The 19,099-nt window shown below is 62.7% G+C and carries 18 protein-coding genes; 11 read left to right on the top strand and 7 right to left on the bottom strand.

Annotation, left to right across the window (positions count from 1 at the left end; translation table 11 throughout):
- Nucleotides 1-3: 3 nt before the first annotated feature.
- Complete coding sequence (gene radC / locus RIdsm_RS25695) at nt 4-768, bottom strand: RadC family protein (RefSeq protein WP_057812170.1); 765 nt, start codon at nt 766-768, stop codon at nt 4-6.
- A gap of 35 nt (nt 769-803) precedes the next feature.
- Nucleotides 804-1,229 (bottom strand): PACE efflux transporter, encoded by a 426-nt coding sequence (locus tag RIdsm_RS25690; protein WP_057812172.1) that lies wholly within the window; start codon nt 1,227-1,229, stop codon nt 804-806.
- Nucleotides 1,230-1,414: 185 nt separating this feature from the next.
- Here RIdsm_RS25690 and RIdsm_RS25685 point away from each other — a divergent pair, with 185 nt between their 5' ends.
- Nucleotides 1,415-2,266, top strand: coding sequence for a DUF305 domain-containing protein (locus RIdsm_RS25685; protein ID WP_057812174.1), 852 nt, complete (start codon nt 1,415-1,417; stop codon nt 2,264-2,266).
- Between the two features lie 51 nt (nt 2,267-2,317).
- Here the strand turns inward: RIdsm_RS25685 and dnaJ are convergent, their stop codons facing one another.
- Entirely contained in the window at nt 2,318-3,469 is a 1,152-nt protein-coding gene (dnaJ, locus tag RIdsm_RS25680) for a molecular chaperone DnaJ (RefSeq protein ID WP_057812176.1), read from the bottom strand.
- A gap of 65 nt (nt 3,470-3,534) precedes the next feature.
- On the bottom strand, nt 3,535-5,451 hold the full coding sequence (gene dnaK / locus RIdsm_RS25675; RefSeq protein ID WP_057812177.1) for a molecular chaperone DnaK: 1,917 nt from the start codon (nt 5,449-5,451) through the stop codon (nt 3,535-3,537).
- Between the two features lie 216 nt (nt 5,452-5,667).
- On the opposite strand from dnaK, the gene RIdsm_RS25670 reads away from it, so the two are divergent.
- Nucleotides 5,668-6,273 (top strand): alpha-ketoglutarate-dependent dioxygenase AlkB family protein, encoded by a 606-nt coding sequence (locus RIdsm_RS25670; protein ID WP_057812179.1) that lies wholly within the window; start codon nt 5,668-5,670, stop codon nt 6,271-6,273.
- 131 nt (nt 6,274-6,404) lie between these two features.
- Nucleotides 6,405-7,904: a mannan-binding lectin gene (locus RIdsm_RS30420; protein WP_201455545.1), complete on the top strand. Its 1,500-nt coding sequence runs from the start codon at nt 6,405-6,407 to the stop codon at nt 7,902-7,904.
- Nucleotides 7,905-7,946: 42 nt separating this feature from the next.
- Here RIdsm_RS30420 and RIdsm_RS25660 read toward each other — a convergent pair whose 3' ends face one another.
- Together RIdsm_RS25660 and RIdsm_RS25655 are read right to left on the bottom strand one after the other, a co-directional pair.
- A complete protein-coding gene (locus RIdsm_RS25660) occupies nt 7,947-8,549 on the bottom strand; it encodes an SH3 domain-containing protein (RefSeq protein ID WP_057812183.1) in 603 nt (200 codons plus the stop codon).
- On the bottom strand, nt 8,549-9,370 hold the full coding sequence (locus RIdsm_RS25655; protein ID WP_057812186.1) for an ABC transporter permease: 822 nt from the start codon (nt 9,368-9,370) through the stop codon (nt 8,549-8,551). The genes RIdsm_RS25660 and RIdsm_RS25655 overlap by 1 nt, the downstream gene beginning before the upstream one ends.
- A gap of 136 nt (nt 9,371-9,506) precedes the next feature.
- Here RIdsm_RS25655 and cysQ point away from each other — a divergent pair, with 136 nt between their 5' ends.
- The 8 genes from cysQ (at nt 9,507) to RIdsm_RS25615 (ending at nt 18,575) form a co-directional block, all read left to right on the top strand.
- The gene (gene cysQ / locus RIdsm_RS25650) at nt 9,507-10,319 is read left to right on the top strand and encodes a 3'(2'),5'-bisphosphate nucleotidase CysQ (protein ID WP_057812188.1); all 813 of its coding nucleotides are present in this window, start codon (nt 9,507-9,509) and stop codon (nt 10,317-10,319) included.
- Nucleotides 10,319-11,119, top strand: a complete 801-nt coding sequence (locus RIdsm_RS25645) for a 3-deoxy-manno-octulosonate cytidylyltransferase (protein ID WP_057812190.1) — start codon at nt 10,319-10,321, stop codon at nt 11,117-11,119. Before cysQ ends, RIdsm_RS25645 begins: the two co-directional genes overlap by 1 nt.
- Nucleotides 11,120-11,283: 164 nt before the next feature.
- Nucleotides 11,284-12,177 (top strand): UTP--glucose-1-phosphate uridylyltransferase GalU, encoded by an 894-nt coding sequence (gene galU, locus RIdsm_RS25640; protein ID WP_057812192.1) that lies wholly within the window; start codon nt 11,284-11,286, stop codon nt 12,175-12,177.
- Between the two features lie 16 nt (nt 12,178-12,193).
- On the top strand, nt 12,194-13,177 hold the full coding sequence (gene galE, locus RIdsm_RS25635; protein WP_057812194.1) for a UDP-glucose 4-epimerase GalE: 984 nt from the start codon (nt 12,194-12,196) through the stop codon (nt 13,175-13,177).
- A 38-nt stretch (nt 13,178-13,215) separates the two neighbouring features.
- On the top strand, nt 13,216-14,238 hold the full coding sequence (locus tag RIdsm_RS25630) for a glycosyltransferase family 2 protein (protein WP_057812195.1): 1,023 nt from the start codon (nt 13,216-13,218) through the stop codon (nt 14,236-14,238).
- A 196-nt stretch (nt 14,239-14,434) separates the two neighbouring features.
- The gene (locus RIdsm_RS25625) at nt 14,435-15,421 is read left to right on the top strand and encodes a glycosyltransferase family 2 protein (RefSeq protein WP_057812197.1); all 987 of its coding nucleotides are present in this window, start codon (nt 14,435-14,437) and stop codon (nt 15,419-15,421) included.
- Between the two features lie 19 nt (nt 15,422-15,440).
- Complete coding sequence (locus RIdsm_RS25620; RefSeq protein ID WP_057812198.1) at nt 15,441-17,141, top strand: DUF5927 domain-containing protein; 1,701 nt, start codon at nt 15,441-15,443, stop codon at nt 17,139-17,141.
- A gap of 6 nt (nt 17,142-17,147) precedes the next feature.
- Nucleotides 17,148-18,575 (top strand): sulfotransferase family 2 domain-containing protein, encoded by a 1,428-nt coding sequence (locus RIdsm_RS25615; protein WP_057812200.1) that lies wholly within the window; start codon nt 17,148-17,150, stop codon nt 18,573-18,575.
- Nucleotides 18,576-18,594: 19 nt separating this feature from the next.
- On the opposite strand, the gene RIdsm_RS25610 is transcribed toward RIdsm_RS25615, so the two are convergent.
- Nucleotides 18,595-19,059 (bottom strand): PTS sugar transporter subunit IIA, encoded by a 465-nt coding sequence (locus RIdsm_RS25610; protein WP_057812202.1) that lies wholly within the window; start codon nt 19,057-19,059, stop codon nt 18,595-18,597.
- Between the last annotated feature and the right edge of the window lie 40 nt (nt 19,060-19,099).

The following is a 19,099-nucleotide window of genomic DNA, read 5'->3' as shown; positions in this document are numbered from 1 at the left end:
GGGTTACAGGTAGCCCTCGGCGCGGAAGCTGAGCTCCTCCGACTTTCCGATGATGACGTGATCGTGCAGCACGATGTTCAGCGCCTCGGCGGCGCGCACGATCTGGCGCGTCATGGAGATATCGGCATCGGATGGCGTCGGGTCGCCCGAGGGGTGGTTGTGGACGAGGATGAGCGCGCTGGCGTTGAGCAGCAGCGCGCGCTTCATGATCTCGCGCGGGTAGACGGGCACGTGGTCGACCGTGCCTTCGGCCTGTTCCTCGTCGGCGATGAGGGTGTTCTTGCGGTCGAGGTAGAAGACGCGGAACTGCTCGGTGGGGCGGTGGGCCATGGTGGTGCGGCAATAATCGAGCAGAGCATCCCACGAGGACAGCACCTGTTTCTGGCGGATACGGGATTGCGAGAGGCGGTGCGCGGCGGCCTCGACCACCTTGAGTTCGCAGATCACGGCCTCGCCCACGCCATCAGTGCTTTCAAGCTGGTCGGGCGGGGCGGAGAGCACGCCGTTGAAATCGCCGAACCGGTCGAGCAGGGCGCGGGCGAGGGGTTTGACGTCGCGACGCGGGATGGCGCGGAAGAGGACAAGTTCGAGCATCTCGTAATCGGGCAGGGCGCCGGGGCCGCCGGACAAGAACCTGTCACGCAGGCGCCTGCGATGATCGCGGAGGTAGGAGGGTTGTTTCGGCTCGAGCCGGGTGACGGGCGCAGGGCATTCATCGCTGTCGAAGAGCGGGAGGGACATGTCGGAAAAGGCGTTGGAGTCGGACATGCCCGTCAGGATGCGCCTGTATGGTTAGCGAAGGGTTAAGCCTGCTGTGGCGCCTCGGGCGGGTAGAGCCTGTCATAGCCGCATGTGAAGACGAAGGTATAGACGAGGTAGAAGGCCGCGAAGGAGAGATCCATCACTAGGGCGGCGAGCAGGGAGATATCGAGCCACCACGCCACGACCGGCAGGAGCAGCGCCATGAAGGACAGCTCGAACAGGGTGGCATGGGCGATGCGCAGGGGCAGGGATTTCCGCGCCGTGCCGCGCCAGCGCAGGAGGGCGTGATCGAAGCCGAGGTTGAAGATGTAGTTCCAGAGCGTCGCAAGCGTGCCGCTGATGATGGCGAGCGCGCCGATATCGCCCATCGGGTGGGCGAAGAGCCACGCGAAAAGCGGGGTGACGATGAGGATGCCGAGGATCTCGAAGGCAAGGGCCTGGCGGATACGGTCGAGGGTGGTGCGCATGGGGCGTCTCCGATTTTACCGGGTCGTCCCGTGCAGTGATCGATTGGATCGGGCGAGGTCGTCCTTGCCTGATGGGGAGATATTCATCGCGGTTCGGGAAATCAAGTTTTCGGAAATCTCGGAACCCTCCAGCGCTGGAACCCCGTTGGTTGGGCAGGAGGGATCGACCCGAAAGGAGGTTTTCCATGTCCTACTGGCGCTTTTTCGCGATGATCGGCACTTCGACGGTGGTGATGTTCGGCCTGATGTATTTGAACACATACCTTTGGCCGCACGCGCTTTACAGTGAGACGCGCGCCTATATGGCGGTGCTCATGGGAGCCGTGATGGCGGTGATCATGCTGTCCTTCATGCTGGCGATGTATTCAAACCGGAAGGTGAACATCGCCATCTTCTCTGGCAGCGTGATCGTGTTTGCCGCGATGCTGTACCTGGTGCGCAGCCAGGTGACGGTGAACGATCAGAGTTTCATGCGGGCGATGATACCACACCATTCGATTGCCATCATGACGTCGAGTCGGGCCAATATCTCGGACCCGCGGGTGCGCAAGCTTGCCGATAGCATCATCGCGGCGCAGAACAAGGAAATTGCCGAGATGAAATACCTTATCGCCCATCCCGAGGACGATGCGGATGCCGCTCCCATTCCGGCGAGGTCGGGAGGTGAGCCCGCGCCGGTGGCGAGTGTCGGTGAGGCGCTTTCGGAAGTTCGGGTCGAGACGCTGGATGCCGAGGCGATGACCGGCGAGGAGATCAGCGGTGTACTGGACGGCGACGCCCAATGCCGGTTCCTGCGCACGCTCGACAGCCCGGCTATTCTGGCTTCGGATGACGCCGGCGCGGCGGTGATGAAGCTGAACGGCCGGCTTGTGGCGCTTGAAGGCGATGCCGACGCGGGGTTCACGGCAGATGGTGTGGATATGCAGGTCACGCCGGTGGATGGCGCCACGGAGCAGGCGGCCGACCTTGTCATGACCCTCGATGCGGGCCTGACGGTTGGCTATCGCGGGTTCTTCGAATGTTATGGAGAGAGGTAAGCCGTGAGGCGTATCCCGGCGCGCCGTCAGAGGGCGCGCCGGGATCAATCATCAGCTTTTCATCGAGTCCCAGAAGCTTTTCACCGAGGAGAAGAAGCTCTTGCTCTCGGGGTTGTTGTCTTCGCTGAGACCGGCGAATTCGCGCAGGATTTCCTTCTGGCGCGAGGTCAGGTTCACCGGCGTTTCGACCGCCAGTTCGATGAACATGTCGCCATGGGCGCCGCCGCGAAGCGAGGGCATGCCCTTGTTGCGCAGGCGCATCTGCCGGCCGGTCTGCGAGCCTTCGGGGATCTTCACCCGGCTGCGCCCGCCGTCGATGGTGGGTACCTCGATATCGCCGCCAAGGGCGGCGGTGCTGACCGAGACCGGCACGCGGCAGAAGAGGTTCTTGTCCTCGCGCTGGAACAGCTCGTGCGGGGAGACCTCGATGAAGATATAGAGGTCGCCCGCCGGGCCGCCGCGCATGCCGGCCTCGCCTTCGCCGGCAAGGCGGATGCGGGTGCCGGTTTCGACGCCTGCGGGGATGTTCACGCTGAGCGAACGGTCGCGTTCCACCCGGCCGTGGCCGTGGCAGGACTTGCAGGGGTTTTTGATGATCTGGCCCAGGCCCGAACAGGTCGGGCAGGTGCGTTCGACCGTGAAGAAGCCCTGTTGCGCGCGGACCTTGCCCATGCCCGAGCAGGTCGGACAGCTTGTGGGTTCGGCGCCGCCTTCGGCCCCGGAGCCATCGCAGGCATCGCAGGTGACCGAGCTGGGCACGTTGATGGTCTTTTGCAGGCCGGTATAGGCTTCCTCGAGCGTGACGCGCAGGTTGTAGCGCAGGTCGGAGCCGCGCGAGGCGCGCTGTCGCCCGCCGCCGCGCTGGCCGCCCATGAAGTCGCCGAACAGGTCGTCGAACACGTCGGAAAAGGCCGAGGCGAAATCGCCCTGGCCGGCGCCGCCCATGCCGCCGGGACGCCCGCCGCCGCCCATGCCGCCATCGAACGCGGCGTGGCCGAAGCGGTCGTAGGCCGCCTTCTTCTCGGGGTCTTTCAGGACGTCATAGGCTTCGCCCGCCTCCTTGAATGCCTTCTCGGAGTTGGGGTTGTCCTTGTTTCGGTCGGGGTGAAGTTCCTTGGCCTTGGTGCGGTAGGCTTTCTTGATCTCTTCTGCCGACGCGCCCTTTGAGAGCCCAAGTACTTCGTAATAGTCGCGTTTGGACATCTCGGATCTCCTTCAAAAGGTCAAACGGGGGCCCTGTGCAGGCCCCCGGTCAACCGTCGCTCGGCTCACGAGCGCTTGTTGTCGTCGAGATCCTCGAAGTCGGCATCGACGATATCGTCGTCGTCCGAACCGCTGCGGTCGGCCGCGGCGGGCTCGTCATCCGACTCTTCCTGGCTGGCCTTGTAGATGGCCTCGCCGAGCTTCATCGCGGCCTCGGTGACGTTCTGGATGCCGGCCTTGATCTTTTCGGCGGTGGCATCGTCTTTCTCGAGCTCGTCTTTCAGGGCCGCGACGGCCAGTTCGATCGCCTCGATGGTGGACGGATCGACCTTGTCGCCGTGCTCTTCCATCGACTTCTCGGTCGAGTGGATGAGGCTTTCGGCCTGGTTGCGGGCCTCGACCATCTCTCTGCGGGCCTTGTCGGCTTCGGCGTTTTCCTCGGCGTCCTTGACCATGTTGTTGATGTCTTCCTCGGAAAGACCGCCCGACGCCTGGATCGTGATCTTCTGCTCCTTGTTGGTGCCCTTGTCCTTGGCGCCGACGGAGACGATGCCGTTGGCGTCGATGTCGAAGGTCACCTCGATCTGGGGCATGCCGCGCGGGGCCGGCGGGATGTCTTCGAGGTTGAACTGGCCGAGCAGCTTGTTGTCTGCGGCCATTTCACGCTCGCCCTGGAAGACCCGGATCGTCACGGCCGACTGGTTGTCTTCGGCGGTCGAGAAGATCTGAGACTTGTTGGTCGGGATCGTGGTGTTGCGGTCGATCAGGCGGGTGAAGACACCGCCCAGCGTTTCGATACCCAGCGACAGCGGGGTCACGTCGAGCAGGACCACGTCTTTCACGTCACCCTGAAGCACGCCGGCCTGAATGGCGGCACCCATGGCGACGACCTCGTCGGGGTTCACACCCTTGTGGGGCTCTTTCCCGAAGAACTTGGTCACTTCCTCGACCACGCGGGGCATGCGGGTCATACCGCCGACCAGAACGATCTCGTCAATCTCGTTGGCCGAGAGACCGGCGTCTTTCAGCGCGGCCTTGCACGGTTTCAGCGAGGCCTGGATCAGGTCGCCCACGAGGCTTTCCAGCTTGGCGCGGGTCAGCTTGATGACCATGTGCAGCGGCTGGCCGCTCGAGCTCATCGAGATGAACGGCTGGTTGATCTCGGTCTGCGAGGAGGAGGACAGCTCGATCTTGGCTTTCTCGGCTGCTTCCTTCAGACGCTGCAGCGCCATCTTGTCCTGCGTGAGGTCGACGCCGTGTTCCTTTTTGAACTCGTCGGCGAGGTAGTTGACGATGCGCATGTCGAAGTCTTCACCGCCGAGGAACGTGTCGCCGTTGGTGGATTTGACTTCGAAGAGGCCGTCGTCGATTTCGAGGATGGTGACGTCGAACGTACCGCCGCCAAGGTCATAGACGGCGATGGTGTGCGTCTCTTGCTTGTCGAGGCCATAGGCCAGCGCGGCGGCGGTCGGTTCGTTGATGATCCGCAGCACTTCGAGGCCGGCGATCTTGCCGGCATCTTTCGTGGCCTGGCGCTGTGCGTCGTTGAAATAGGCGGGAACGGTGATGACGGCCTGCGTCACCTCTTCGCCGAGATAGCTTTCGGCGGTTTCCTTCATCTTCCCGAGGATGAAGGCGGAGATTTGCGACGGCGAATACTTCTCGTTGCGGACAGAGACCCATGCGTCGCCGTTGCCACCATCGACGACGGAGAACGGCATGTTCTTCTTGTCCTTGGCGAGGTCCGAGTCGTCGACCCGGCGGCCGATGAGGCGCTTGACGCCGAAGATGGTGTTTTCGGGGTTGGTGACCGCCTGGCGCTTGGCCGGCTGGCCGACGAGGCGTTCGTCTTCGGTGAACGCGACGATGGAGGGGGTTGTCCGTGCCCCTTCGGAGTTCTCGATCACGCGAGCCTGGCTGCCATCCATGAGGGCGACGCAGCTGTTGGTGGTGCCGAGGTCAATACCAATCACTTTGGACATGTTTTTCGATCCCTTCTTCTTAAGGCGATTTCCACGATGACCGGACCCTTTATGGCATCCGGCCCCGATACTCTGGCAGACCGGGCGAGGCCCGTCCTGCGCTTCTCGGCGTATATAGGCAGGCCGTTTGCGCCCTGCAAGCGCCGCTGCGCGGCGTAACCTGCAAAATTGGAACAAGTGCGGTAGGAAGGACGCGGATTCGGACCGGAGGGCGCGATGCAACCGACACAGACGATCAGGGGCGTAGACGTGTACGAGGGATTCCTCGACCGCGAGGCGCAGGGGCAGGTGGTGGACGATATCCGCGGCGTGGCCGAAATTGCGCCGCTGTTCTCGCCGATGACACCCTATGGCAAACCGATGCGGGTGAAGATGACGTCGGCTGGGAAATACGGGTGGTATTCGGATCGGAAAGGGTATCGGTATGAGCGGCAGCACCCCGACGGGCAGGACTGGCCCGCGATACCGGAGAGCGTTCTGGCGATCTGGCGCACACTGGTGAGCACGGAGCGGATGCCGGATTGCTGCCTTGTGAACTATTATGGCGAAGAGGCCCGGATGGGGATGCACCAGGACCGCGACGAGGCCGATTTCGGCTGGCCGGTGCTGTCGGTGTCGCTGGGCGACGAGGGGATGTTCCGGATCGGTAACGCCACGCGGGGCGGCAAGACGCAATCGGTGTGGCTGCGGTCGGGTGACGTGGTGGTGATGGGGGGCGAGGCGAGGCTGCTCTATCATGGGCTCGACAAGATCCGATTTGGCACGTCGACGCTGTTGCCGAAGGGCGGGCGGATCAACCTGACGCTGCGGGTCGTGGATTAGGGAAAACCTCGACCGACAGCGAAAGTTCTTGTTACGTAACGTCAATTCTGCGACGGTAGTTCTTGTTAAAGTTGTGGTGGGGCTTTGCGAGTTCGTTTCAATTCGAACCTTCATTAGCGAGGAATACCACCATGAGACTTTTGCTTGCCGGCCTGGCCTTCGGCCTGGCGGGGCTGTTCTCTGACCCAGCTGCCGCCCAGAACAATTGCGATGTGAGCGCGATCACCCCGTCGGACTGGCTTTCGCCCGACCCGACGACGCTGGCCGAGGTGCCCAACGGCGCGAGTGCCAATAACTGCGATTTCCATATCTATTCGTGGCGGTGGTTCACCTACCTGATGAACCCGGCGCCCAGCGGTGACATGCGCAATTTCGAGAACCGCGCGGTGCATCCGGTGGTCGACCTCGATACCTGCACGTCGGTTCAGGCCGGAACCACGGTGGATGCGGAGCGGGGGTTTATCGCCAGCCTGCCGAAGCAGCCGGATATCCCCGACCAGGCAAGCGGCAATGCGCTTTATGACAAGAACGGCAATATCGTTTTCTACAACCGGACCTTTTCGGTGAACGAATGCGGGATCCTGGCCGATGGGCAGTTTCCCGATGCAGGTGCCGACAACCCTAACTTTCCCACCGGCAAGAACCAGGTGGTCGAGCTGAAGACGGCGTGGCAGGTGCTTCCCGATGGGGCGGATGCGGGCAGTTACTATACCCAGACCGTCTCCCTGGAAGGGGAAGGCGATACGCTTCTCGGGCTGATCGGGTTTCATATCGTGGTGAATACCGCGATTCACCCCGAGTTCGTCTGGGCCACGTTCGAGCATGTGAACAACTCGCCCAACTGCACTGTCAACCAGGGCCAGGGCTTTACCCGCCCGCAGCCTGCCGATGGCTGGAACCTTGTCGGGCAGAGCTGCAACGCCTGTGTGGCGCAGAACTATACCGATGGCACCGATCTTTTGAGTGCCTGTTCGTCGGAATGCAGCTGGAACCCGTCGAATGACGACCAGCCCGCGGCGCAGTACGATTCAGAGGGCAACACGATCATCCAGGGCACGGCGAACGATATCTGCCTTGTGGAGTATCTTGGCACCCCGACGGACCAGAGCGGGGCGGCGACGAATATCGCCAATATCGAGTATCTCAACACCTTGCTGGCCGGGTCTGGCGGCCTGATCGCCACGCAAGGGTCGAGTGACTTGCAGGTGCTGCAGAACTACTACCTCGGCGGGGCTGTCTGGACCGACATGTCGCGCTTCAACATGAGCTCGACCGACCCGTTCGACTCGGTGATGGCAGGTTCGCACGGGCTGGCGAACGCCTCGATGGAGAGCTTTTCGCAGCCGCATTCGAACTCTTCGAGTTTTTTCGATACCGGGTGTTTCAGCTGTCACGGGAGCGCGACGCCGCAGAACACTGCCAAGGCCTCTCACCTGTTGACGAAAAGCGCCGGTGCGTCGCCCGGGCTGATGAACCGGTGCGATGTGAAGGCCGGCCCGATTTCCGGCCAGTCGCAGGCCGAGACGGTCTGCCCGCAGGTTTGTGGGACGGGGAACTGGAACGGCAACTGGAATACGCTGGTGCAGGGGACGGCCTCGGTCTGTGGCTGCAACACCTGCGTGGGCAACTGATGCCATGGCGGCGGCCCGTCACGGCGGGCCGTCGTCCCAAGCCTAGCGGGCGATGGAGCAGCAGCCGGAATAGACCTTGAGCGCCGTCTTGTCGGTGACGAGCAGGTCGATGCCGAGGCCATAGGCGCGGTCTGACATGCCGTCGGAGCACTGGTTGCGGCCGATCATGGCGGTGACGACCGTATCGCCCCCGTCGGCGAAAAGCGCATGCCGGTCGGTCCGGTTTTCGGATGGCACGATCAGGACGTCGGTGAAGGGAATGGTGGTTTCCGGCCGTTTCATCTCGGCCGTGTTGTCGGCGAGGGAGAAGGACCAGAACGGCTCTGTCCCGGAGCAGGCGAGGTTGGGGGCGAGGCCCGTCTCGGGCTGACCGGGCTGACGGACCATGTAGCGCAGCGCGACCCAGCCGGATTGCTCGCCCACGTTGATCAGGCCCCATTCCCCGGATCTGTCGGTATCGACCACTTCGAGGCCCGTGGCATCAGGCGGCAGCTTGTCGACGATGGCGAAGTTGGTCGACGGGCCGGAGCGGAGATTGAGCGTGTCGTTGTCGGCCACGTCCGTCACGTCGTAGAGGGCCGGCAGGCCCTGGGCCGGGGCGATGGCCGGGATCAGAAGCAGGAGGCAGAGCAGGGCGGCGCGCATCACCGCCGTGCGCCCCAGCTGCTTGATACGTGCTGACGGGTGTAGAATTCGCCCATCAGGCCGATCATCACCAGCACCAGCGCGACGATGATCGGGTATTCCACGCTGGAGTTTCGCGGGAAATAGTTGATGAACACGAAGCCCCGGGCCTGATCGATGCAGTGGAAGAGCGGGTTCCAGTCGAAGAGCATCAGCATGGTCGGCGGCAGGGCGTTGGCGACGAACATCTTGCCCGAGGCGATCATGTTGGCCCGTTGATAGACCTGTGTGAAGACCTGCACGAAGGTCGGGAACCACGGCTTGACGGCCAGCAGAACCAGCCCCACCGCGCAGCCGGTGAACCATGCCAGAAGGAACATCGAGAAGGCCAGGACCGGCTCGTTCACGTCGAAGGGCTTGAAGGCCACGTGGTAGACGAAGAGGATCGTCAGCAGCGACAGCGCCTGGATGTAAAGCGTGCTGAGCGCGCCCGCCACGATGGAGATGATGGTGTTCATCGGGGCGTGCTGCATCATCGGGGAGGCCGAGTTCTCCGACCCGGCGACCGCGCCGACCGATTTCACGTGGGTGATGTAGAGGAAAATGCCCGACATCACGTAAAGCAGGAAATCGCCGCGCAGCTTGGCGCCGCGCAGGCCCAGAATGGTGAACATCACGTAGAACGCCGCCACCAGCACGACCGCCTGAAGCATGTTCATCGCAAGCGCGAGGAAGGCGTTGTTATGGCTGCTGCGCACCTTGCGCACGGTGGCGTGGTAGATCAGTTCGCAGATGACGAAAGCGGACTGAATGAACGATCGCGGTCTGGTCTGCTGAAACATTTGTCCTGCCGCCTTTGAACTGCTCGAAATATCGCACGGATTTCTTGCCGACCCGTTATGATCGTATCATAAGGGGCGGCGACCGATCTGACAACAAGGCCGTGATATGGCCACCCACTCTATTCGGAGCAGCCCATTGAATTATTCCGACTTCGTGCCCGTCGCCCGCCGCCTAGCGCTTGAGGCGGGCGAAAAGATCATGGAAATCTACAATTCCGACGATTTCGACGTGAAGGTGAAATCTGATGACAGCCCGGTCACCGAGGCCGACGAGGCGGCGGATGCGCTGATCTCGGCAGGGCTGCGGGATGCGTTTCCGGACGTGGTTCTGGTGACCGAGGAACAGGCCGCCTCGCACAGCGAAAAGGCCGACACGTTCCTGATCGTCGATCCGCTGGACGGCACCAAGGAATTCGTTCACCGGCGCGGCGATTTCACCGTGAACATCGCCTTTGTCGAGGATGGCGTGCCGACCCGCGGCGTGGTGTATGCCCCGGCCAAAGGCAGACTTTTCTATAATCTTCCTGAAGGGCAGGCTGTAGAAGAAGAAATCTTTATCGGTAGAGATAAGCACACAGTTGAAGATGAAGGACAGAAATGTCCGATCACCGTAAGAAAATCTGATAACGAAGCTCTAATAGTTGTCGCGAGCAAATCGCACCGCGACCAGGCGACGGACGATTACATCAACAAGTACGCGGTGAAGGATTCCAAGAGCGCTGGGTCGTCGCTCAAGTTCTGCCTGGTGGCGACGGGCGAGGCCGATCTTTACCCGCGCGTGGGCCGCACGATGGAATGGGACACCGCCGCCGGCCATGCCGTTCTGCAGGGCGCGGGCGGCAAGGTGGTGCGGTTCGACGACCACAGCCCGCTGACTTATGGCAAGGATGGCTATGCCAACCCGTTCTTCATCGCCTATGCGCCCGGCGTGGAGCTGAAGCCCGCCTGATGGGTGTGCTGATCGTCATTCCGGCGCGCTATGCGTCGAGCCGTTACCCCGGAAAGCCGTTGGTGGAGCTGACCGGGGCCACGGGCGAGGCGCGGTCGCTGATCGAGCGGAGCTGGCAGGCGGCCTGTGCCGTCGAGGGGGCCGACCGGGTGGTCGTGGCCACCGATGACGACCGCATCCGCGCAGTCGCCGAGGGGTTCGGCGCCGAGGTGGTGATGACCTCGGAGGACTGCCGGAATGGCACGGAGCGCTGTGCCGAGGCGCTGGATGCGCTGGGCGGGGGTTATGATATCGTCGTCAACCTGCAGGGCGACGCGCCGCTGACGCCGCCGTGGTTCGTGGAAGAGCTGATTGCCGGTATGCGCGCCGACGCGGGGGCCGACGTGGCGACGCCGGTGCTGGTGTGCGACGGGAAGGCGCATCGCAGTTTTCTCGAAGACCGGGCGCAGGGGCGCGTGGGCGGGACGACGGCGGTTTTCACGCGTGACCGCCATGCGCTTTACTTCTCGAAGGAGGTCGTGCCCTACACGGGCACGATCTATGCCGACGATCAGCCGACGCCGGTTTATCACCATGTCGGTGTCTACGCCTACCGCCCCGAGGCCCTGCGCGCCTATCCGGCGCTCGAGACCGGGCCGCTGGAACAGCTGGAAGGGCTGGAGCAGCTGCGCTTCATGGAGAACGGGCACACGGTGCTGTGCGTCGAGGTCGAGGCGCGGGGCCGGCAGTTCTGGGAGTTGAACAATCCCGAAGATGTGGACAGGATAGAGGACATGATGCAAGCGATGGGCCTTGCCTGAGGCTCGCGACCTGCGGGTATTGACCGATTTACGACCGATAGAGGACACCCGTGGGAGAATTCTTGCCCAAGGGTGGTTTCAGAAAGATGAATTTCCTTCGGACCCGTGCGTGCCTTTGCGAATTGGTGTAAACACGACCCGAAAACACAGTGAGGAAAAGTTCCATGCGCAATAGGGTATCGAAGGCGATCTTTCCGGTAGCGGGGCTGGGAACGCGGTTTCTGCCGGCGACCAAGTCCGTTCCGAAAGAGATCATGACCCTGGTCGATCGTCCCTTGGTGCAATACGCCATCGACGAGGCCCGCGCCGCCGGGATCAAGGAATTCATCTTCGTGACCTCTCGCGGGAAAAGCGCGCTTGAGGATTATTTCGACAACGCTCCACAGCTTGAACAGCAGCTTCGCAAGGCCGGCAAGACGGAGCTTCTGGAAATCCTGAAGAGCACCGACATGGACAGCGGCGAGATCGCCTATATGCGGCAGGCCAAGCCGCTGGGGCTGGGCCATGCCGTGTGGTGTGCCCGCCGGCTGATCGGGAATGAGCCCTTTGCCGTGGTCCTGCCCGACGACATCATCGCCGCCGACAAGCCATGCCTTGCGCAGATGGTCGAGGCCTTCGAGGAAAAGCAAAGCAACATCGTTGCGGCGATGGAGGTGCCCGAGGAAAAGGCGGGTGCCTATGGTGTGCTCGACATCAAGGAAGACATGGGGCGCATCGTTTCGACCAAGGGTCTTGTCGAGAAACCGGCACCGGGCGAAGCTCCGTCGAACCTTGCGGTGATCGGGCGGTATATCCTGACGCCGAAGGTTCTGAGCAAGCTCAACAAGAAGCGCACCGGCACGGGGGGCGAGATTCAGCTGACCGACGCGATCGCCGATGCGCGGGAAGACGGCGAGGAAGTCTATGGTTTCCGTTTCGAGGGCCAGCGCTTCGACTGCGGGTCGAAGGCCGGGTACCTTCAGGCAACGGTGGCTTTCGCGCTGTCGCGTCCGGACCTGCGCGACGACCTGTGGGGCTACCTGAACGAAGTGGTGCACGCCGAGAAGGCCGCGCAGTAACCGCCGGAGGCGTGGTTTGACCAACATCCTTGTTACCGGGGGCGCCGGGTATATCGGCTCTCACGCCTGCAAGAGCCTGAGGGCGGCCGGGTACACGCCGGTGACCTACGACAACCTGTGCACCGGCTGGAAAGAGGCGGTGAAGTTCGGGCCTTTCGAGCAGGGCGACCTGCGGGATGCCGACCGGCTGGCAGAAGTTTTCGCCAAACACCAGCCCAGCGCAGTCATGCATTTCGCCGCCCTGAGCCAGGTGGGCGAGAGCATGCGCAACCCGGGGATCTACTGGGACAACAACGTGTCGGGGTCGGCGACGCTGCTGCAGGCGGCGGTCGATGCCGGGTGCCTTGATATCGTGTTTTCCTCGACCTGCGCGACCTATGGCGACCAGGACAACGTGGTGCTGGACGAAGACTGCGCGCAGCATCCGATCAATGCGTATGGGGCCTCGAAGCGGGCGATCGAGGACATGCTGGAGAATTTCGAGGCTGCATACGGGATGCGCAGCGTGATCTTCCGGTATTTCAACGTGGCCGGCGCCGACCCGGAGGCGGAGGTTGGCGAGTTTCACCAGCCCGAGACGCACCTTATTCCGCTGGTGCTGGATGCGGTGGACGGCAAGCGCGACGCGCTGACGATTTTCGGCACGGATTACGACACGCCCGACGGCACCTGCATTCGCGATTACGTGCATGTCATGGACCTTGTGGGTGCGCATGTGCTTGGCCTGAAATGGCTTGAGGACAAGCGCGGCAGCCGGGTGTTCAACCTTGGCACCGGCAGCGGGTTCACCGTGCGCGAGGTGATCGACCACGCCCGTGACGTGACAGGCCGCGAGGTGCCGGTGACCGAGGGGGAACGGCGGCCCGGCGATTGCACCAAACTGGTGTCGGGGTCGACACGGGCCAAGGCCGAACTTGGGTGGGAACCGGCCCGCTCGACGCTGGGCGAGATGATCGCCGATGCGTGGCGGTGGCACCAAACTGGACATTACGACAAATAACGCCGATTCTGCGGCCAGGGCGGCAGGATACGGGCAAGATGGGCTGGCTTTCGGAGGCGTCGACGAAATACAGGCTGCGCTGGAAGCGGCGGCGGCTGTTGTTCCGTGCGCTTCGGAAACGCCGGCAGCTTTCCCCGGTCATCGACCGTACGTCTCAGATAAAGCCGGGCGCCATTCTCACCGCCTCGACCGTGCGGAACGAGGCGGTGCGCCTGCCGTTCTTCCTTGAGCATCACCGCAAACTGGGGGTCGAGCACTTCCTGTTCGTCGACAACGAAAGCGATGACGGCACGCGGGAGTACCTTGCTGAACAGCCCGACGTGTCGCTGTGGTCGACGAAGCATAGCTATCGGCTGTCGCGGTTCGGGCTCGACTGGCTGACATGGCTGATGATCAAGCACGCGCACGGGCATTGGTGCCTGACGCTGGATGCCGACGAGATCTTGATCTATCCGCATCATGACACGCGGCCCCTGCCCGCGCTGGTCGAATGGCTGGAGCGGACGGGGCGAAGCTCGTTCGGGACGCTGATGCTGGACATGTACCCCAAGGGGCCGGTGAAGGCGCAGGAGTACCGCCCCGGCGAGGACCCGTTCGAGACGCTGTGCTGGTTCGATGCGGGGAATTACATGATCCAGAAGCAGCCGAAGCAGCAGAACCTGTGGATCCAGGGCGGCGTGCGGGCGCGGTGCTTCTTTGCCGAGGAGCCGCGCAAGGCGCCGACCATGGGAAAGGTTCCGCTGGTGAAGTGGAGCCGGCGGTACGTGTATATCAATTCGACGCATGCGCTTTTGCCGCGCGATCTGAACCTCGTCTATGACGAGGATGGCGGGGAAGAGACATCGGGCCTTTTGCTGCATACCAAGTTCCTGCACACGATTGTCGAGAAGTCGGCGGAGGAGAAAGAGCGGGGCGAGCATTTCGCCAATAGCGAGCTCTATGATGCCTATTACGACGCTCTCGTCGAAAACCCCGATCTGTGGTGCGAGGCGTCGACGCGACTGACAAGCTGGCGCCAGCTGGAGGCGATGGGGTTGATGTCGCGGGGTAACTGGATTTGATCATGTGCGAACCCGGGCCGTTGATTTGTTGCCATTTTTTGGCGCTCGGGTATTGTGCGCCAAACGGGTCGGGGCCCGCCGTATTTCAGGCACTTGGCGGCAGGCAGGGTTCCCTTAACCAACGGGGCATAATGTCCGGCGTCTGTTTGGCGCGAAAGCAGGGCAGTAAGCAGTGAGCCTTTGGCAGTCATATATCATGCGGCTGCGCCGGAAGCGGGCGCAGATCAGGGCCTGGCGCAAGCATTTTGCCGTGAAGCCGGTGCGCGACCGGACCGACCGGATCAAGCCGGGGGATATCCTGCTGTTCTCGACCTTCCGGAACGAGAACGTGCGCCTGCCGTATTTCCTGCAGTATTATCGCAAGCTGGGCGTGTCGCATTTCCTGATGGTCGACAATGACAGCGACGATGGCGGGCGGGAGTTTCTGACCGGGCAGCCCGACGTGTCGTTGTGGACGACCAAGGCCAGCTACAAGCGGTCGCGCTTCGGGGTGGACTGGCTCAACTGGTTGCAGCGGAAATACGGCGACGGGCACTGGACGCTGGTTGTCGACCCCGATGAGCTGTTCGTCTACCCGTTCTGTGACACGCGGCCGGTGCGGGCGCTGACCGACTGGCTGGACAGTTCCGGCGTGCGGTCGTTCGGGGCGATGTTGCTGGACATGTACCCCAAGGGCCGGATCGACGCGGTGAACTATCGCCCCGGGCAGGACCCGGTCGAGATCGCGGCATGGTTCGACCCGGGCAACTACATGATCGAGCGGAACCCGTCTTACTGGAACCTGTGGATTCAGGGCGGGCCGCGGGCGCGGGTCTTCTTTCCTGACCGGCCCAAGAAGGCGCCGGCGCTGAACAAGATACCGCTTGTGAAATGGGACCGGCATTATGCCTATGTCAGCTCGACCCATACGCTTTTGCCGCGGGGATTGAACCTGACTTATGACCAGTGGGGCGGCGAGAAGGCGAGCGGCGTGCTGCTTCATACCAAGTTCCTCGACACCCTGCCGGAGAAGGCCGAGGAAGAGTTGAAGCGGCGGCAGCATTACTCGGGAAGCGTGGAATACAAAGCATACGCAGAAAATATTCACCAGAATCCAGAGCTTTGGTGCAATTGGTCGGAAAAATATATAAACTGGCGTCAACTAGAGATACTCGGACTGATGTCAAAGGGTAACTGGGCTTGAGGGAAAGGGCGGTGCGGCCATGAGTGTCGGCATCATCATGCTGGTTCATACGGCGTTCGACCGGGCCGAGCAGGTGGCCCGGCACTGGGCCGCCGCCGGCTGCCCCATCGTGTTTCACGTCGACAAGAATGTCCCTGCCAAGACCTACAACGCTTTCGTCACGTCGATGGCGGATCTGCCCGATATCCGCTTCGTCAAGCGGCACCGGTGCGAATGGGGCACCTGGGGCCTTGTCGCGGCGACCCAGACGGCGGGCGAGACGATGCTCGAGGAGTTTGCCGATGTGCGGCATGTCTACCTCGCCTCTGGCGCCTGCCTTCCCCTGCGGCCGGTGCAGGAGCTGATCGACTATCTTGCCGACCGCCAGACCACGGATTTCATCGAGTCCGCCACCACGGCGGACGTGCCGTGGACGATCGGCGGGCTTGACCAGGAGCGCTTTACCCTGCGGTTTCCGTTCTCCTGGCGGCGGCAACGCTATCTTTTCGACAAGTACGTGCAGTTCCAGCGCGCCGTGGGGTACAAGCGGCACATTCCCAATGGCGTCGTGCCGCATATGGGAAGCCAGTGGTGGTGCCTGACGCGGCAGACGCTGTCGGCCATCCTGGAGGACCCCGAGCGCAAGGCGTATGACCGCTATTTCCGGCGTGTCTGGATCCCCGACGAGAGCTATTTTCAGACGCTGGCGCGGCTTTATTCCCGAAAGATCGAAAGCCGGTCGCTGACTCTGTCGAAGTTCGATTACCAGGGCAAGCCGCATATCTTCTACGACGATCACCTTCAGCTTTTGCGGCGGTCGGATTGCTTTGTCGCGCGCAAGATCTGGCCCTTTGCGAACCGGCTTTACGAGGCGTTCCTGACCGATCAGGACAGCGCGATGAAGCGGACCGAGCCGAACCCGGGGAAGATCGACCGGATCTTCTCGAAGGCGGTCGAGCGGCGGACGCGGGGGCGGCCGGGGCTTTACATGCAGAGCCGGTTTCCCGCGCCGGGCCGCGAGGGCGGGATGACCTGTGCGCAATACTCGGTCTTCGAGGGGTTCAGCGACCTTTTCGAGAATTTCGAACCGTGGCTGGCCAAGGTCACCGGGGCGCGGGTGCATGGCCACCTGTTCGCCAAGGAGCGTGTGGAGTATTCCGACGGGCAGATCGTGATGAACGGCGCGCTGAGCGACAGCGCGAAGCTGCGGGATTACAACAAGCGGGCCTTCCTGACCAACCTGATCTGGAACACGCGGGGCGAGCGGCAGTGCTTTCAGTTCGGGCCGCGGGACATGATCGAGAAGATCGACTGGGACATCGCGAAGGACCCGAATGCGCAGATCTCGGTGATCACCGGGGCGTGGGCCATTCCGTTGTTCAAGTCGAACAAGAATTTCTCGGACATCCGGAAAGAGGCCGCGCTTTTGCAGCAGATCGAGAGCGAGCATCTGAAGGTGTTGCGCTCGGAATGGGCGAAGGCGCGGATCCGGATCTGGACGCTGGCGGAGTTCATAGAGGCCCCGATGGAGCCGTTACAGACCGTGATCGACGAGATCGGCAAGCAGTATCAGCGCGGCCTGGCGGAGGTGCCGAAGATGGCCGACCTGACCGGGTTCGGCCAGTTCCTGCAGAACCTCAAGAACCAGGGGATGCACCCCTACCTGATGGGCGATTTCCCGGTGGCGCATGGCCGCCACGAGCCGCAGCCCGGCAAACGCAAACCCTACCTGGTGCAGTAAGACGCGATGGCGGAGCCGTTCGATTATTTCGTGGTGTTCGCCGAAATGCGGACGGGGTCGAATTTCCTTGAGAGCAACCTGAACGCGTTCGAGGGCTTCACCTGTCATGGCGAGGCGTTCAACCCGCATTTCATCGGCTACCCCAACAAGACCGAGATCCTTGGCGTGACCCAGGCGGAGCGGGAGGCTGATCCTTCCGTTCTGGTCGACGCCATCCGGGACCGGACCGAGGGGATGGGCGGGTTCCGGTTCTTCCACGATCATGACCCGCGGGTGCTGGATATCTGCCTTGACGATCCGCGCTGTGCCAAGATCGTTCTCACCCGCAACCCGGCCGAAAGCTATGTCTCGTGGAAGATCGCGCAGGCGACGGGCCAATGGAAGCTGACCAACGTCAAGCGGCGCAAGGACAGCCAGATCGAATTCGACGCGAAGGAATTCGAGGAGCATGTCTCGCGGCTTCAGATGTTCCAGGTGTTCCTGATGAACCGGCTGCAGGTGACTGGGCAGACGGCGTTTTACGTCGATTACGAAGATTTGCAGGATGTCGAGGTGATGAACGGGCTGGCGCGGTTCCTCGGGTCGGAGGAGCGGCTGGAGAAGCTTGACGAGTCACTGAAGAAGCAGAACCCGAGCGCGCTGTCGGAGAAAGTGTCGAATTACGACGCGATGGAGCGGTCGATCTCGGGGCTGGACATGTTCAACCTGAGCCGCACGCCGAATTTCGAACCGCGGCGGGGGCCGGCGGTGCCGGGATTCGTGACGGGCGCGCATGCTTCGCTGTTGTACATGCCGATGCGGGCCGGGCCGGAGGCGGAGGTGCTGGAGTGGTTGGCGGGGCTGGATGGCGTGCCGGTCGACACGCTGCCGACGCAGATGAACCAGAAGGGGCTGCGGCAATGGATGCGGCGCAACACGGGGCATCGGAGCTTTACGGTGTTGCGTCATCCGGTGGCGCGGGCCCATGCCGCGTTCTGCACCCGGATCCTGCCGCGCGGGCCGGGGACGTTTGCCGAGATCCGGAAGACCCTGCGCAATTTCTACAAGCTGCCCATCCCGGGCGATCAGCCGGGTGAAAACTATGACGTTGCGGCGCACCGTGCGGCGTTTGTCGCGTTCCTGGAATTCCTGCGCGCCAACCTGAACGGGCAGACCAGCATTCGCGTCGATGCGCATTGGGCGACGCAGGCAGCGGCGTTGCAGGGAATGGCGCAATTCACCCTGCCCGATCTCATCATCCGGGAAGAGGAGATGGGACCGGCGCTGGACCGGCTGGCGCGGGAGATGGGCTATCGGAAGGCCGAACCGCCCAAGGCGGCGGCCGCGAACGGCCCGCATGCGCTGAAAGATATCTACGACGCCGAGATCGAGGCGCTGGCCGCGCAGGTCTATCAGCGCGACTACCTGCTTTTCGGCTTCGAGGCGTGGGGCTGAGCCCCCAAATGCGCCGGTTTCAGGCGGCCTGAACCGACTGCGCTTCCGTCAGGATAGTGTAAAGCGTGGCCGGGTCGGTATTGGCCCGCAGCTTGGCACAAAGGGCCGGGTCGCGCAGGGTGCGCGAGACCAGGGCCAGTGCCTTGAGGTGTTCGACCCCCGCATCGCTTGGCGCGAAGAGCGAAAAGACGAGGTCGACCGGCTGGCGGTCGACCGCGTCGAAGTTGATGGGTTTTTCGAGTACGACCATCGCGCCGATCACCTCCTCGACGCAGTCGAGACGGGCATGGGGCAGGGCGACACCGTGGCCGACGCCCGTCGGCCCGAGGCTTTCGCGCTCCTGCAGGGCATCGATCGCGCTGGTGTGGCTGACGTCATAGGCGGATTCGACGATCATGCCGAGTTCGTGAAAGAGCCTTTTCTTGCTCGATACACCAGACAATACACGCACGGCCTCAGGTTTGAGGATCATTGAAACGTCCATCTTTTGCTCCGTGGAACCGGCCCGGTACCCTATACCCAGC

It is taken from the genome of Roseovarius indicus (assembly GCF_008728195.1).
GTDB classification, from domain to species: domain Bacteria; phylum Pseudomonadota; class Alphaproteobacteria; order Rhodobacterales; family Rhodobacteraceae; genus Roseovarius; species Roseovarius indicus.
Note: the sequence above shows the minus strand (reverse complement) of the source record. Positions and strands in the feature narration are given on the sequence as shown.

Bases quoted from the DNA above. Each gene is read 5' to 3' on its own strand.
- radC (WP_057812170.1), bottom strand. From the start codon at position 768: ATGTCCGACTCCAACGCCTTTTCCGACATGTCCCTCCCGCTCTTCGAC.
- RIdsm_RS25690 (WP_057812172.1), bottom strand. From the start codon at position 1,229: ATGCGCACCACCCTCGACCGTATCCGCCAGGCCCTTGCCTTCGAGATC.
- RIdsm_RS25685 (WP_057812174.1), top strand. From the start codon at position 1,415: ATGTCCTACTGGCGCTTTTTCGCGATGATCGGCACTTCGACGGTGGTG.
- dnaJ (WP_057812176.1), bottom strand. From the start codon at position 3,469: ATGTCCAAACGCGACTATTACGAAGTACTTGGGCTCTCAAAGGGCGCG.
- dnaK (WP_057812177.1), bottom strand. From the start codon at position 5,451: ATGTCCAAAGTGATTGGTATTGACCTCGGCACCACCAACAGCTGCGTC.
- RIdsm_RS25670 (WP_057812179.1), top strand. From the start codon at position 5,668: ATGCAACCGACACAGACGATCAGGGGCGTAGACGTGTACGAGGGATTC.
- RIdsm_RS30420 (WP_201455545.1), top strand. From the start codon at position 6,405: ATGAGACTTTTGCTTGCCGGCCTGGCCTTCGGCCTGGCGGGGCTGTTC.
- RIdsm_RS25660 (WP_057812183.1), bottom strand. From the start codon at position 8,549: ATGCGCGCCGCCCTGCTCTGCCTCCTGCTTCTGATCCCGGCCATCGCC.
- RIdsm_RS25655 (WP_057812186.1), bottom strand. From the start codon at position 9,370: ATGTTTCAGCAGACCAGACCGCGATCGTTCATTCAGTCCGCTTTCGTC.
- RIdsm_RS25645 (WP_057812190.1), top strand. From the start codon at position 10,319: ATGGGTGTGCTGATCGTCATTCCGGCGCGCTATGCGTCGAGCCGTTAC.
- galU (WP_057812192.1), top strand. From the start codon at position 11,284: ATGCGCAATAGGGTATCGAAGGCGATCTTTCCGGTAGCGGGGCTGGGA.
- RIdsm_RS25630 (WP_057812195.1), top strand. From the start codon at position 13,216: ATGGGCTGGCTTTCGGAGGCGTCGACGAAATACAGGCTGCGCTGGAAG.
- RIdsm_RS25625 (WP_057812197.1), top strand. From the start codon at position 14,435: ATGCGGCTGCGCCGGAAGCGGGCGCAGATCAGGGCCTGGCGCAAGCAT.
- RIdsm_RS25620 (WP_057812198.1), top strand. From the start codon at position 15,441: ATGAGTGTCGGCATCATCATGCTGGTTCATACGGCGTTCGACCGGGCC.
- RIdsm_RS25615 (WP_057812200.1), top strand. From the start codon at position 17,148: ATGGCGGAGCCGTTCGATTATTTCGTGGTGTTCGCCGAAATGCGGACG.
- RIdsm_RS25610 (WP_057812202.1), bottom strand. From the start codon at position 19,059: ATGGACGTTTCAATGATCCTCAAACCTGAGGCCGTGCGTGTATTGTCT.